The organism is Leucobacter tenebrionis, from assembly GCF_019884725.1.
Classification (GTDB): domain Bacteria; phylum Actinomycetota; class Actinomycetes; order Actinomycetales; family Microbacteriaceae; genus Leucobacter; species Leucobacter tenebrionis.
The window spans coordinates 1,688,215-1,701,004 of record NZ_CP082322.1; the positions used below are offsets into that span (position 1 = coordinate 1,688,215).

Annotated in this window: 8 protein-coding genes and 4 pseudogenes; 3 read left to right on the forward strand and 9 right to left on the reverse strand. The window is 67.5% G+C overall.

All coding sequences use genetic code 11. The features are described 5' to 3' along the window. Nucleotides 1-54 precede the first annotated feature (54 nt). A pseudogene (locus KVY00_RS07825) lies at nt 55-579 on the forward strand (transposase family protein); the annotation flags it as partial. A 48-nt stretch (nt 580-627) separates the two neighbouring features. Here KVY00_RS07825 and KVY00_RS07830 read toward each other — a convergent pair. Next, a complete protein-coding gene (locus KVY00_RS07830; RefSeq protein ID WP_223042444.1) occupies nt 628-1,875 on the reverse strand; it encodes an IS256 family transposase in 1,248 nt (415 codons plus the stop codon). A 408-nt stretch (nt 1,876-2,283) separates the two neighbouring features. Then, entirely contained in the window at nt 2,284-3,531 is a 1,248-nt protein-coding gene (locus KVY00_RS07835; protein WP_223042444.1) for an IS256 family transposase, read from the reverse strand. Between the two features lie 171 nt (nt 3,532-3,702). On the opposite strand from KVY00_RS07835, the pseudogene KVY00_RS07840 reads away from it, so the two are divergent. Then, a pseudogene (locus tag KVY00_RS07840) lies at nt 3,703-4,221 on the forward strand (transposase family protein); the annotation flags it as partial. 53 nt (nt 4,222-4,274) lie between these two features. On the opposite strand, the pseudogene KVY00_RS07845 reads toward KVY00_RS07840, so the two are convergent. Beyond that, nucleotides 4,275-5,521, reverse strand: a pseudogene (locus tag KVY00_RS07845) (IS256 family transposase). Nucleotides 5,522-5,640: 119 nt separating this feature from the next. Here KVY00_RS07845 and KVY00_RS07850 point away from each other — a divergent pair. Further along, a pseudogene (locus tag KVY00_RS07850) lies at nt 5,641-6,435 on the forward strand (ISL3 family transposase); the annotation flags it as partial. 55 nt (nt 6,436-6,490) lie between these two features. On the opposite strand, the gene resB reads toward KVY00_RS07850, so the two are convergent. The 6 genes from resB to KVY00_RS07880 all read right to left on the reverse strand — a co-directional run bounded on the left by resB (nt 6,491) and on the right by KVY00_RS07880 (nt 12,784). Beyond that, nucleotides 6,491-8,155 carry a cytochrome c biogenesis protein ResB gene (gene resB, locus KVY00_RS07855; RefSeq protein WP_223042447.1) on the reverse strand — a complete coding sequence of 555 codons (1,665 nt, stop codon included), beginning with the start codon at nt 8,153-8,155 and terminating at the stop codon, nt 6,491-6,493. Beyond that, nucleotides 8,139-8,912 carry a cytochrome c biogenesis CcdA family protein gene (locus KVY00_RS07860; RefSeq protein WP_223042448.1) on the reverse strand — a complete coding sequence of 258 codons (774 nt, stop codon included), beginning with the start codon at nt 8,910-8,912 and terminating at the stop codon, nt 8,139-8,141. Before KVY00_RS07860 ends, resB begins: the two co-directional genes overlap by 17 nt. A gap of 5 nt (nt 8,913-8,917) precedes the next feature. Further along, the gene (locus KVY00_RS07865) at nt 8,918-9,655 is read right to left on the reverse strand and encodes a TlpA family protein disulfide reductase (protein ID WP_223042449.1); all 738 of its coding nucleotides are present in this window, start codon (nt 9,653-9,655) and stop codon (nt 8,918-8,920) included. Nucleotides 9,656-9,669: 14 nt separating this feature from the next. Continuing rightward, nucleotides 9,670-10,314: a histidine phosphatase family protein gene (locus KVY00_RS07870; protein WP_223042450.1), complete on the reverse strand. Its 645-nt coding sequence runs from the start codon at nt 10,312-10,314 to the stop codon at nt 9,670-9,672. Nucleotides 10,315-10,379: 65 nt separating this feature from the next. Continuing rightward, the gene (locus KVY00_RS07875; protein ID WP_223042451.1) at nt 10,380-11,591 is read right to left on the reverse strand and encodes a GNAT family N-acetyltransferase; all 1,212 of its coding nucleotides are present in this window, start codon (nt 11,589-11,591) and stop codon (nt 10,380-10,382) included. Then, nucleotides 11,588-12,784 carry an LLM class flavin-dependent oxidoreductase gene (locus tag KVY00_RS07880; RefSeq protein WP_223042452.1) on the reverse strand — a complete coding sequence of 399 codons (1,197 nt, stop codon included), beginning with the start codon at nt 12,782-12,784 and terminating at the stop codon, nt 11,588-11,590. The genes KVY00_RS07875 and KVY00_RS07880 overlap by 4 nt, the downstream gene beginning before the upstream one ends. Nucleotides 12,785-12,790 lie beyond the last annotated feature (6 nt).

Below are 12,790 nucleotides of genomic sequence, written 5' to 3' on the forward strand. Positions count from 1 at the left end.
GCGAGGTCTTTCGATGATGGGAGTTCCTACACCGCCCATCCGAAAGACCTCGATGTGTCCCACGCTACCTTCCATGCCCCTGATTTGACCACGTTTTGCCGTCTCGACGAGCTCGGGCTCGAAGCGATCGGACAGTCCCTGGAGCCAGACCGGGCGACCATCTGGTGCCGAGTGAGCGAACCCGATCCGTGGTGTCGCAGGTGCGGAGCCGCGAGCACTCCCCGTGACACGGTTATCCGGAACCTCGCGCATGAACCATTCGGGCATCGCCCGACGGTGCTGAAGATCAGGGTGCGCAGATACCGTTGCGCGTACTGCCGGAAAGTGTGGCGCGAAGACACCAGCCGGGCCGCGCCAGTGCGGGCAAAGATCTCCCGCGCCGGGGTTCGTTGGGCGCTCGAAGCGCTCGTGCTCGACCATCTCACCATTGCTCGTGCTGCCGCGAATCTTGGGGTGTCGTGGCATACCGCGAACACCGCGATCCTTGCTGAGGGGCAGCAGGGGCTGATCGATGATCCTCACCGCTTCGAGGGGGTCACGACCATCGGGGTGGATGAGCACGTCTGGCGGCATACCCGGTCAAGTCCCGGGTGGTGGTGTAACGGTTGGTCCTTCGTGGTGATGGAGTCAGGCGCTGAGCTCGAGAACGGTATCGATCACCCCCTCGACGTCGTTGTCTGTGACGAGGGTGAGGCGGCTCTTCGCGAGAACGTCGAGGCCGAGGTAGCGGCGTCCTTCGGCCCATTCATCGGTCTGCTCGGCGAGGACCGCGCCGACGAGGCGGATAATCGCGTCCCGGTTCGGGAAGATCCCGACGGAGTCGGTGCGGCGGCGGATTTCCCGATTGAGACGCTCGTTGGGGTTGTTGGACCAGATCTGCTGCCACAGGCCTTCCGGGAACTGCGCGAAGGCGAGAATATCGGCGCGGGCCGCGTCGAGGTGCTCGTGAGCGTCGGGCAGTTTCCCGTCGACGTAGTCCAGGAGCCGGTCGAACTGAGCGTGGACCGCGGCGGCGTCGGGCTGGTCGTAGACGGAGTGCAGCATCGCCTTCACCGCCGGCCACATGGCCTTCGGTGTCACACTCATCAGGTTCGCCGCGTAGTGCGTGCGACAGCGCTGCCAAACAGCACCGGGCAGGTTCGCTGCGATTGCTTCGACGAGTCCTTGGTGGGCGTCGCTGGTGACGAGGCGGACGCCTCCGAGACCGCGGGCGACGAGGTCGGCGAAGAACGAGTTCCAGGCCGCCCCTGTCTCGCTGGTGGCCACGCGCAGGCCGAGCACCTCGCGGCGCCCGTCGCCGTTGACGCCGGTCGCGACGAGCACCACTGCGCCTATGACGCGGCCGCCCTCGCGAACTTTCATGGTGAGCGCGTCGGCGGCAACGAAGGTAAACGGACCGGCGTCGTCGAGCGGTCGGTGTCGGAACTGCTCGACGTGTGCATCGAGCTCCGCCGCCATCCGGGACACCTGCGACTTCGACAGGGAATGGATGCCGAGGGTCTTGACGAGCTTGTCCATCCGGCGTGTGGACACGCCGGCAAGGTAACAGTCGGCGACGACGGTGATCAGCGCGGTCTCGGCGCGTTTGCGGCGCTCGAGCAGCCATTCGGGGAAATAGGTTCCCTGCCGAAGCTTCGGGATCGCGACATCGATCGTACCGACCCGGGTGTCGAGGTCGCGGTGTCGGTAGCCATTGCGCTGCGTGATCCGGTCGGATGAGGGCTTGCCCCATTCAGCGCCGACCACGGCGTCCGCGTCCGCGGACAAGAGCGCGTTGATCATGGTCTGCAACAGACTGCGCATCAGATCCGGGGACGCGTCGGTGAGAGCTTCGCTGAGCAGGCCGGCAGGGTCGACAATAGTAGGAGCGGTCATCGTGTTGATGCCTTTCGAGTGGGTTGTAGGAGATTCCTCGAAGGATCACACGGTGACCGCGTCCACGTTCTACGACGTGCTGGCCACCGTGCGCTACACCACTTTACGGGGCACTACGGCCGGCACCCTCACCGAAGCGCTCGGTTCACACCGATCGGTGCCACGTTCGACGGATGCTCCGGAATACCCATGCTGGTGCCCGAGGGAGAGGACTGGATTCCTGTCGCCGCACACTACGGCCGGCGGTCAAGTCCCGGCCGGAACTGGAGCTGCAGGCCGAGATCCACGTGCGGAGTGTGGATCGGACGCTTCGACGGACCGGTGTAACGGTTGGTCCTTCGTGGTGATGGAGCCGGAAAGCTGAAAAGAGGAAAAGGTCGTAACGGTTGGTCCTTCGTGGTGATGGAGTCAGGCGCTGAGCTCGAGAACGGTATCGATCACCCCCTCGACGTCGTTGTCTGTGACGAGGGTGAGGCGGCTCTTCGCGAGAACGTCGAGGCCGAGGTAGCGGCGTCCTTCGGCCCATTCATCGGTCTGCTCGGCGAGGACCGCGCCGACGAGGCGGATAATCGCGTCCCGGTTCGGGAAGATCCCGACGGAGTCGGTGCGGCGGCGGATTTCCCGATTGAGACGCTCGTTGGGGTTGTTGGACCAGATCTGCTGCCACAGGCCTTCCGGGAACTGCGCGAAGGCGAGAATATCGGCGCGGGCCGCGTCGAGGTGCTCGTGAGCGTCGGGCAGTTTCCCGTCGACGTAGTCCAGGAGCCGGTCGAACTGAGCGTGGACCGCGGCGGCGTCGGGCTGGTCGTAGACGGAGTGCAGCATCGCTTTCACCGCCGGCCACATGGCCTTCGGTGTCACACTCATCAGGTTCGCTGCGTAGTGCGTGCGACAGCGCTGCCAAACAGCACCGGGCAGGTTCGCTGCGATTGCTTCGACGAGTCCTTGGTGGGCGTCGCTGGTGACGAGGCGGACGCCTCCGAGACCGCGGGCGACGAGGTCGGCGAAGAACGAGTTCCAGGCTGCTCCTGTCTCGCTGGTGGCCACGCGCAGGCCGAGCACCTCGCGACGCCCGTCGCCGTTGACGCCGGTCGCGACGAGCACCACTGCGCCTATGACGCGGCCGCCCTCGCGAACTTTCATGGTGAGCGCGTCGGCGGCAACGAAGGTAAACGGACCGGCGTCGTCGAGCGGTCGGTGTCGGAACTGCTCGACGTGTGCATCGAGCTCCGCCGCCATCCGGGACACCTGCGACTTCGACAGGGAATGGATGCCGAGGGTCTTGACGAGCTTGTCCATCCGGCGTGTGGACACGCCGGCAAGGTAACAGTCGGCGACGACGGTGATCAGCGCGGTCTCGGCGCGTTTGCGGCGCTCGAGCAGCCATTCGGGGAAATAGGTTCCCTGCCGAAGCTTCGGGATCGCGACATCGATCGTACCGACCCGGGTGTCGAGGTCGCGGTGTCGGTAGCCATTGCGCTGCGTGATCCGGTCGGATGAGGGCTTGCCCCATTCAGCGCCGACCACGGCGTCCGCGTCCGCGGACAAGAGCGCGTTGATCATGGTCTGCAACAGACTGCGCATCAGATCCGGGGACGCGTCGGTGAGAGCTTCGCTGAGCAGGCCGGCAGGGTCGACAATAGTAGGAGCGGTCATCGTGTTGATGCCTTTCGAGTGGGTTGTAGGAGATTCCTCGAAGGATCACACGGTGACCGCGTCCACGTTCTACGACGTGCTGGCCACCGTGCGCTACACCACTTTACGGGGCACTACGCGAGGTCTTTCGATGATGGGAGTTCCTACACCGCCCATCCGAAAGACCTCGATGTGTCCCACGCTACCTTCCATGCCCCTGATTTGACCACGTTTTGCCGTCTCGACGAGCTCGGGCTCGAAGCGATCGGACAGTCCCTGGAGCCAGACCGGGCGACCATCTGGTGCCGAGTGAGCGAACCCGATCCGTGGTGTCGCAGGTGCGGAGCCGCGAGCACTCCCCGTGACACGGTTATCCGGAACCTCGCGCATGAACCATTCGGGCATCGCCCGACGGTGCTGAAGATCAGGGTGCGCAGATACCGTTGCGCGTACTGCCGGAAAGTGTGGCGCGAAGACACCAGCCGGGCCGCGCCAGTGCGGGCAAAGATCTCCCGCGCCGGGGTTCGTTGGGCGCTCGAAGCGCTCGTGCTCGACCATCTCACCATTGCTCGTGCTGCCGCGAATCTTGGGGTGTCGTGGCATACCGCGAACACCGCGATCCTTGCTGAGGGGCAGCAGGGGCTGATCGATGATCCTCACCGCTTCGAGGGGGTCACGACCATCGGGGTGGATGAGCACGTCTGGCGGCATCCCGGTCAAGTCCCGGGTGGTGGTGTAACGGTTGGTCCTTCGTGGTGATGGAGTCAGGCGCTGAGCTCGAGAACGGTATCGATCACCCCTCGACGTCGTTGTCTGTGACGAGGGTGAGGCGGCTCTTCGCGAGAACGTCGAGGCCGAGGTAGCGGCGTCCTTCGGCCCATTCATCGGTCTGCTCGGCGAGGACCGCGCCGACGAGGCGGATAATCGCGTCCCGGTTCGGGAAGATCCCGACGGAGTCGGTGCGGCGGCGGATTTCCCGATTGAGACGCTCGTTGGGGTTGTTGGACCAGATCTGCTGCCACAGGCCTTCCGGGAACTGCGCGAAGGCGAGAATATCGGCGCGGGCCGCGTCGAGGTGCTCGTGAGCGTCGGGCAGTTTCCCGTCGACGTAGTCCAGGAGCCGGTCGAACTGAGCGTGGACCGCGGCGGCGTCGGGCTGGTCGTAGACGGAGTGCAGCATCGCCTTCACCGCCGGCCACATGGCCTTCGGTGTCACACTCATCAGGTTCGCCGCGTAGTGCGTGCGACAGCGCTGCCAAACAGCACCGGGCAGGTTCGCTGCGATTGCTTCGACGAGTCCTTGGTGGGCGTCGCTGGTGACGAGGCGGACGCCTCCGAGACCGCGGGCGACGAGGTCGGCGAAGAACGAGTTCCAGGCCGCCCCTGTCTCGCTGGTGGCCACGCGCAGGCCGAGCACCTCGCGGCGCCCGTCGCCGTTGACGCCGGTCGCGACGAGCACCACTGCGCCTATGACGCGGCCGCCCTCGCGAACTTTCATGGTGAGCGCGTCGGCGGCAACGAAGGTAAACGGACCGGCGTCGTCGAGCGGTCGGTGTCGGAACTGCTCGACGTGTGCATCGAGCTCCGCCGCCATCCGGGACACCTGCGACTTCGACAGGGAATGGATGCCGAGGGTCTTGACGAGCTTGTCCATCCGGCGTGTGGACACGCCGGCAAGGTAACAGTCGGCGACGACGGTGATCAGCGCGGTCTCGGCGCGTTTGCGGCGCTCGAGCAGCCATTCGGGGAAATAGGTTCCCTGCCGAAGCTTCGGGATCGCGACATCGATCGTACCGACCCGGGTGTCGAGGTCGCGGTGTCGGTAGCCATTGCGCTGCGTGATCCGGTCGGATGAGGGCTTGCCCCATTCAGCGCCGACCACGGCGTCCGCGTCCGCGGACAAGAGCGCGTTGATCATGGTCTGCAACAGACTGCGCATCAGATCCGGGGACGCGTCGGTGAGAGCTTCGCTGAGCAGGCCGGCAGGGTCGACAATAGTAGGAGCGGTCATCGTGTTGATGCCTTTCGAGTGGGTTGTAGGAGATTCCTCGAAGGATCACACGGTGACCGCGTCCACGTTCTACGACGTGCTGGCCACCGTGCGCTACACCACTTTACGGGGCATTACTGCATACCCGCCGTGGCGACAGATACGTGACGGTGATCATCGATCTCACCCCGGTACGTGAGAACCGGGGTGCGGCCAGGTTGCTCGACATGATCGAGGGGAGATCGAAGCAGGTGTTCTCGGACTGGCTCGCGGCGAGAACACCGGCCTGGCGGGCCGGGATCGAGGTCGTCGCGATGGACGGGTTCACTGGGTTCAAGACCGCGTCGAAGGAGCACCTTCCCGACGCTACCGAGGTAATGGATCCCTTCCACGTAGTCCAACTCGCCGGCGAGGCACTCGACCGCGTCAGGCAGCGGGTGCAGCAGGAGACCCTCGGGCATCGCGGGCGGCGCGGGGATCCGCTCTACCAGGCCCGGCGGATACTCAGAACAGGCGAGGGGTTCCTGACGGAGAAGCAGCAGGCCCGACTCGATGCCGTGTTCGCTGACCCCGCGCATGCGGATGTGTGGCGGGCATGGCGGGCCTATCAGCAGGTCGTGGCCGCGTACCGCGAGAAGCACTCGGGTCTCGGGAGGAAGCGGCTGCGCGAACTGATCGATACGTTGAAAGCGACGACCCCGACCTGGTTCACCGAACTCCGGAAACTCGCGTACACCCTCGACCGAAGACGCCCGGACATCCTCGCGTACTTCGATCACCCGAGGACCTCCAACGGGCCAACCGAAGCGATCAACGGGAGGCTCGAGCATCTCCGCGGTTCTGCGCTGGGGTTCCGGAACCTGACCCATTACATCGCGAGATCACTGCTCGAGACCGGCGGGTTCAGAACCCGCCTACACCCTCAATTCCGATGAGCCAAGAAAGGAAAAGAAAGGAAAAAAGAAGAAAGGGCAGGATCCCCCACACCGACTACAGCAGCTCGCGGTGGCGATCCCGCAGTTCCTCGACCGCGCGCTCCAGCGCCGGGTCATCGCCGCGCGCCAGACCGGCGTACTGCAGCACGACGCCGTCCTCGGTGAGCACCGCCTTGACCCACATGCGCCTGCGCGCCACGAACAGCGACCACAGCAGGCCCCCGAGCGCGAGCAGCGCGAACACGAGCACCCACGTCTGCGCGGGGTTCTGCATCACGTCGAACGACGCGTACCGCGGCACAGAGTCGAGCGAGATGGTACCGAGCCCGTTCGGCAGGTCTTTGGTCTCGCCTGGCCTGAGCTCCAGCGAGTCGCGGTCGACGGCGCGACCGGTCAGCTGCTCCATGCCTTCGGTGTCGAGCACGTACACGGACTGCGGCACCCCGCTGTCGATGCCGAGGTCACCGGTGAACACGTCGAGCGTGAGCACCGGGTTCTCGAGGTCGGGGTAGTTCGAGGTGTAGGCCCCGGTGTCGAGCTCAGTCTGCGTGGGGTAGAAGAATCCGCGCAGCCCGAGCTGCGTCTGCTCGCCCGACTCGTCGACGATGCCGTGCGGCACCTTCACCACGCCGAGCGACGTCATATTGAGGTTGTCCTGCGGAATGAACGGCATCGCCTCGCTGTAGACCACCGTGCCCTCCGCGTTGCGGATCGTGATCTCCGGGGCGTAACCGTTGGCGATCAGGTAGATGGGCGAGCCGTGCACTCGCAGCGGGTGATTGACGCGTACCTTGTCCTCGGTCTGCGTGCCGTCGGCATCGGTGAGCGTGACGTTTGCGACGTAGTCCTTCACGAGGCCGATCGCATCTATGTTGCCGTCGTCGGGGGTGTTGTAGGTGACATCGAGCGAGTCGAGCCGCAGGCTGAACGGTTCCAGGCTCGAACTGTCGAATGCGCGACCCGAGGTGGCGGTGTCGTAGTCGATCAGCTGGTTGATGAGGGTCTCGCCCTCGATGATCACCTTCTGCCCGTTGAAGGTGTACACGCCGCCGATACCGACGCTGATCAGCACTCCGAGCAGGGATGCGTGGAAGAGCAGATTACCGGTCTCGCGCAGATACCCGCGCTCGGCCGACACCGACACCTCTTCCACGCCGCGACGCGAGGCGCGCTGCACCTGCACCCGGTACCGCAGCTTCTTCAGCACCCCCGCGGCCTCGGCGACGGCGCGCTCGGCGAAGGCCGCGCGATCCTCCTCGCTCGCCTCGGGATTCGAGACCCGCACCTCGGTGTAACCGGCCATGCGCTGCAGGCGAGCTGGGGTCTTCGGGGGCTGCCCGCGCCATGCCCGCCAGTGGTGCACGAGGCGGGGCAGCACGCAGCCGATCAACGAGATGAACAGCAGCAGGTAGATGGCCGAGAACCACACCGACCCGTACACGTCGAATGCCTGGATCGGGAAGGCGTCAAGGATCGGGAAGAGCTTCGGATGATCCTGCTCGTACTGCACCACGCCGTTGGGGTCGGCGCTGCGCTGGGGCACGAGGGAGCCGGGGATCGCCGCGACGGCGAGCAGCAGAAGCAGGATCAGCGCGACCCGCATGCTCGTGAGCTGCCGCCAGAACCAGCGCATCCAGCCGACGAACCCGATTTCGGGTGATTCCGCCCGGAGCGACCCACCCGCGCCCGTGCCGTCGTCGTAATCAGAGGGGCGTGACATATCCGCCGATCACCGCCTGCAGTGCAAACATCATCCGACTCCAGAGTCCGGTCACCAGCAGGAGACCGATGAGGATCAGCAGCGCGCCGCCGATCAGATTCACGGCCCGTATATGCCGCTTGAAGAATGTCATGGTCTGCGTCATCCACCCGAACCCGAAGGCCGCGAGGATGAACGGCAGGCCGAGGCCGAGGCAGTAGGCGACGGCGAGGATCGCGGCGCGTGCGATCGAGCCCTGCTGCGCGGCGAGCAGGCCGATGGTGCCCAGGGTCGGCCCCATGCAGGGCGCCCAGCCCACCGCGAACACGATTCCCAGCAGCGGCGCGCCCACCAGGCCGACCCGCGGCTTGAGCTTCATGCGGCTCGTGCGCTGCAGGCGGGAGAACGCGCCCATGAAGACCAGACCCATCAGGATCACCACCACGCCCGCGACGCGCGTGATGATCTCCTCCCACTCCCAGATCCACATGCCCACAGCGCCGAGCAGCACGAAGAGAGCCAGGAACACCGCGGTGAAGCCGAGCACGAACAGCAAAGCGCCGATCACCATGCGTCGGCGCTCCGAGCGGCGGGCGCGCGCGGGGTCGGCGCCGGCGGCGCTGCCCGTGCCCGTGCCCGCGACTCCCGAGACGTAGGCGAGGTAGCCGGGGATCAACGGCAGCACGCAGGGCGACAGGAACGACAGCAGTCCGGCGGCGACGGCGATCAGCGAGGCGACGAGCAGCTGCCCGTCGGCGACGATGTCCTGCAGACCCACCGGCGCTACTCGGCCGGGGTCTCGTCGGCGGCGGGGGACTCGGCGGGGCTGGATCCGGATCCGGATCCGTCCCCCGCGCTCTCGGCGTCTTCGGCGCCCTCGGCCAGGGTCTCCGTGATGAGGGTGCGCAGCTGGGATTCCCCGGCGAGCTGCCCGAGCACGCGGTGAGCGACGCGCCCCTCGGTGTCGAGCACGAGCGTGGTGGGCACCGCGTTGAGCGGCACCTGGCCGGCGAAGGCGCGCTGCACCTCGCGTCCGCCAGGGCTGTCCATGATCGACGGGTACTCGATGCCGAACTGCTCCGAGAACTGTCGCGCCTGCTCCACCTGGTCGCGCGTGTTCACACCGACGAAGTGCACACCCTGCGGAGCGAACTCCTCGTAGGCGGCGACGAGATCGGGAGCCTCGGCCCGGCACGGCGCGCAGCCCGCGTACCAGAAATTGACCACCGTGACACCGCCGATGGTGTCGTCGGATCCGAACGTCTCGCCGGTCTCGATCTCCCCGGAGTACTCGACGGGCTCGGTGCGCTCGGAGGGGACGATGCTCACCGACGATCCGTCGCCCGCGACATAGCCCTTCTCGCTCGACTCGCTCCACTGCTTCGAGAGGTTCTCGCCGCCCCCGCCGCAGCCGGCCAGCAGCAGCGCGCCCGCGAGCGGCAGGGCGAGCGCCGCCAGGCGGGTGCGGGCACGGCCGTGCGCCTGACCGCTCGCGCGATTGGCGCGGTCCTCATCCCTCATACGGTCCGCGCGGCTCATACGGCCCCCACGTCGACCGCGTCCTCGGTGAGGCCGGCGGCCGGGGTTCGGTAGTCGACCTCGAACCAGCGCTCTCCGCGCTTCTCAAAAGTCGTGATGCTCGAGAGGTCGCAGCGGCGCTTCGCGGGGTTGTGCGCGAGCGGCTTGCCGACGATGTCGAGGTGCGCGATCCAGATGGGGGCCTGGTGCGAGACCATCACGATGTCGCCGCCGCGGGTGTTCTCCCAGGCTTCGTCCATCGCGTCGCGCATGCGCGATGCGATCTGCCGGTAGGGCTCGCCCCAGCTAGGGCGCAGCGGGTTCACGAAGCGATGCCAGTAGCGCGGATTCTTGAACGCCGACCCGCCACCCGACTTCACCATGCCCTCGAAGGCATTGGTGGGTTCGATGATGCGCTCGTCCGTGGCGATCTCGAGGCTCAGCGCGCTCGCGATGGGGCGCGCCGACTGCTGGGCCCGTTCGAGCGGCGAGGCGATCAACTTGGCCACCAGGCGGTCGCTGCCGGCCAGTTCGAGCGCGGCGGCCTCCGCCATGCGGTGCCCGAGCTCGGACAGGCGGAAGCCTGGAATGCGTCCGTACAGCACTCGATCCGGGTTGTGCACCTCGCCGTGGCGCACCAGATGCAGCAGTTTGTCGCTCACGGCTCCATTCTACGGTCGCGATGTCTGGGAGTTCCCGTGCGGCGGGGCGCCTCACGGGCCGAGGGTCAAGGCGCGGCCGGGGCCGGCGCGGTCGGGGCCGCCGCGGCCGGAGCCGTCGCGACCGGGCGCACGCCCGCGAAGCGGGATCCGGCGAACACGAGCGGACGCTCCGGGCGGTGCAGCGCACCGAAGCCGAGCACGTCGGCGATGACGATGCGGTGATCGCCTCCGTCGAACTCCTCCCGGATCTCGCACTCGAACCAGGCGGCGCCCTCGATGAGCACGGGGTGCCCGTGCTGCGGGGACGGTGCCGTCGGCACCCCCTCGAGTTTGCCCGGAGCCCCGGGCTTGGCGATCCTTCTCGCGAGCGGGCCCTGCGTCTCGGAGAGCACGGTCGCCGCGAAGCTGCCGCTCTCCGCGATGCGGGGCCAGCTGGTCGAGGCCTTCCCCACCGAGAGCAGCACGCGAGGCGGGTCGATCGAGAGCGATACGAACGACTGGATGACGAGCGCCGCGGGCCGGCCCTGCGCCGAGCGGAGCGCAGCTGTGATCGCCACGACGCCCGAGGGGAACCGCCCCAGCACCGAACGGGCGGCCGTCGGATCTACCACGCTCTCCGTGGCGAGACTGGGCAGCGGCAGGATGTAGGTGTAGAGATCGAGCAGCTTTTCGCCGCCGATCCACAGCCCGTCGCGCTCGGGGGCGCGCACGAAACCGAGGGCTTCGTAGAGGGCGTGAGCGCCGCGCATGTTCGGAGCGGTCTTAAGAGCCACCGCGGTGAATCCGGACCGCTCGGCCTCCTCGGCGACCAGGCGCATGAGTGCGGCCGCGACCCCTCGGCGGCGAGCGCGCGGCGAGACTCCGAGCAGCCGCAGATCGAGTTCGTGCTCGGCGAAGTCCTCGTGGAGCGGCGGTCCGCCCGCGGCGCGGAAGGTCACGCTGCCGAGCAGTTCGCCGTCGGCGTCGACCGCCACCCACACCTCGTGGGTGCGATCCCGCACGGCCGAGCTGCGCATGGGGTCGCCGCTCTCGTCGCTCTCGCCGTAGTCGTGGGCGTACGCCTCTGCGATGAGCCGGTCGACGGCCTCGTACTCATCGCTGCGAACTCGTCTGAGGGTGAAAGAGGCGGGCGTCGGATCGGCATGCCCGTTCGCCGCCGACCGCTCTACCGGCACGGTCGGCGCTGTCGGCGCTGTCGGCACTGTCGTCTGCACCGGCCCCGCCTGCGCAGAGCCTGCCTGCACCGGTCCCGCCTGCACCGCTGTTTCGAGGCTCATGCGCGAATCTCCTCCCGCTGCTCGCGCGAGAGCGTCTCGGCTTCGCCGTCGGCGGCCCCGCCCCGATCCGGACTGCTCGGCGCATGACGGTCATCCGCGGACTGAGCGCCAGCGCCCTCGGCAGCGCCCGTGCCCTCAGCGCCCGCAGCACCCTCGGCAGCGCGCTCCCCCGCCGGGCGCCAGCCGAGGACTGGGCCGATGCGGGTGGCGAGCTGGTGCAGGATCTGCTTCCAGTCGTCGAGCTCGAACTCGAAGGGCAGCTCGAACAGGTAGTCGTCGGCCGCCTGGAAGGCGATGTCGCCGCGGATGTAATCGACGATCTCGTCGAGCGAGCCGAGCACGTCGAGCGCGATGATCGTGTTCTTGCCGTGCACCTTGCGAGTGCGGGGCGTGCGCGCCTCGGCGTAGGCATGATACTTCGCCTGCTGCTCCGCGGTGGCGCCGTCGGTGGGCACGATCACGCGGGCGACCGTGGCGCGGGCGCGCTCCCCGGCGGGGTGGGCCGCGCGGAAGGCGTCGATCTGCGCACGCTGCGCCGCGGAGAAGTCGGTGACGCCGTTCTCAGCCGAGCTGATGTTGCTGACGAGCCAGTTGACGCCGGCGCTGCCGGCCCACTCGGCCGAGCGCAGGGATCCGCCTCCGTACCAGAGGCGCTCGGAGAGGCCGGGGCTGTGAGGTTCGACCCGTTCCGAGTCGAAGTCGCCGCCGATGCCGTTGTACTCGGGCACGTCGCGCACGCGCTCGCCGGCGAGCAGGCTGCGCAGGCGCTCGATGCGGCCGTATCCGTAATCCTCCTCGCGCCAGCCCGCGTCGTGCACGAGGTCGTTGACCGCGTCGTCGGGGTATCCGGGAGCGTGCACGCTGAGGCCGGGCAGCAGGCGGCCGCCCGAGAGCACGTCGGCGGTGCCGAGATCCTCCGCGAGCTTGAACGGGTTCTCGTGCCCGACGGGGATCACGGCCGTGCCGAGCCCGATGCGCTCGGTGCGCTGCGCGACCGCCGAGAAGAAGGCGGCCGGCGAAGAGAGTCCGTATTGCAGGTGCCTCGTGCGCACCCATCCGCTGTCGAGGCCGAGCTGCTCGGCGTACTCGAAGAGCTCGATGCCCTCTTCGAGGCCGCGGCGGGGGTCGTCGCGGTCGAAGGGCACGAGGTGGATGAACCCGAGATGCCGCAGCGGGCGGGGCGTGCTGGTCATGGTGCT

Bases quoted from the DNA above. Each gene is read 5' to 3' on its own strand.
- KVY00_RS07830 (WP_223042444.1), bottom strand. From the start codon at position 1,875: ATGACCGCTCCTACTATTGTCGACCCTGCCGGCCTGCTCAGCGAAGCT.
- KVY00_RS07835 (WP_223042444.1), bottom strand. From the start codon at position 3,531: ATGACCGCTCCTACTATTGTCGACCCTGCCGGCCTGCTCAGCGAAGCT.
- resB (WP_223042447.1), bottom strand. From the start codon at position 8,155: ATGTCACGCCCCTCTGATTACGACGACGGCACGGGCGCGGGTGGGTCG.
- KVY00_RS07865 (WP_223042449.1), bottom strand. From the start codon at position 9,655: ATGAGGGATGAGGACCGCGCCAATCGCGCGAGCGGTCAGGCGCACGGC.
- KVY00_RS07875 (WP_223042451.1), bottom strand. From the start codon at position 11,591: ATGAGCCTCGAAACAGCGGTGCAGGCGGGACCGGTGCAGGCAGGCTCT.
- KVY00_RS07880 (WP_223042452.1), bottom strand. From the start codon at position 12,784: ATGACCAGCACGCCCCGCCCGCTGCGGCATCTCGGGTTCATCCACCTC.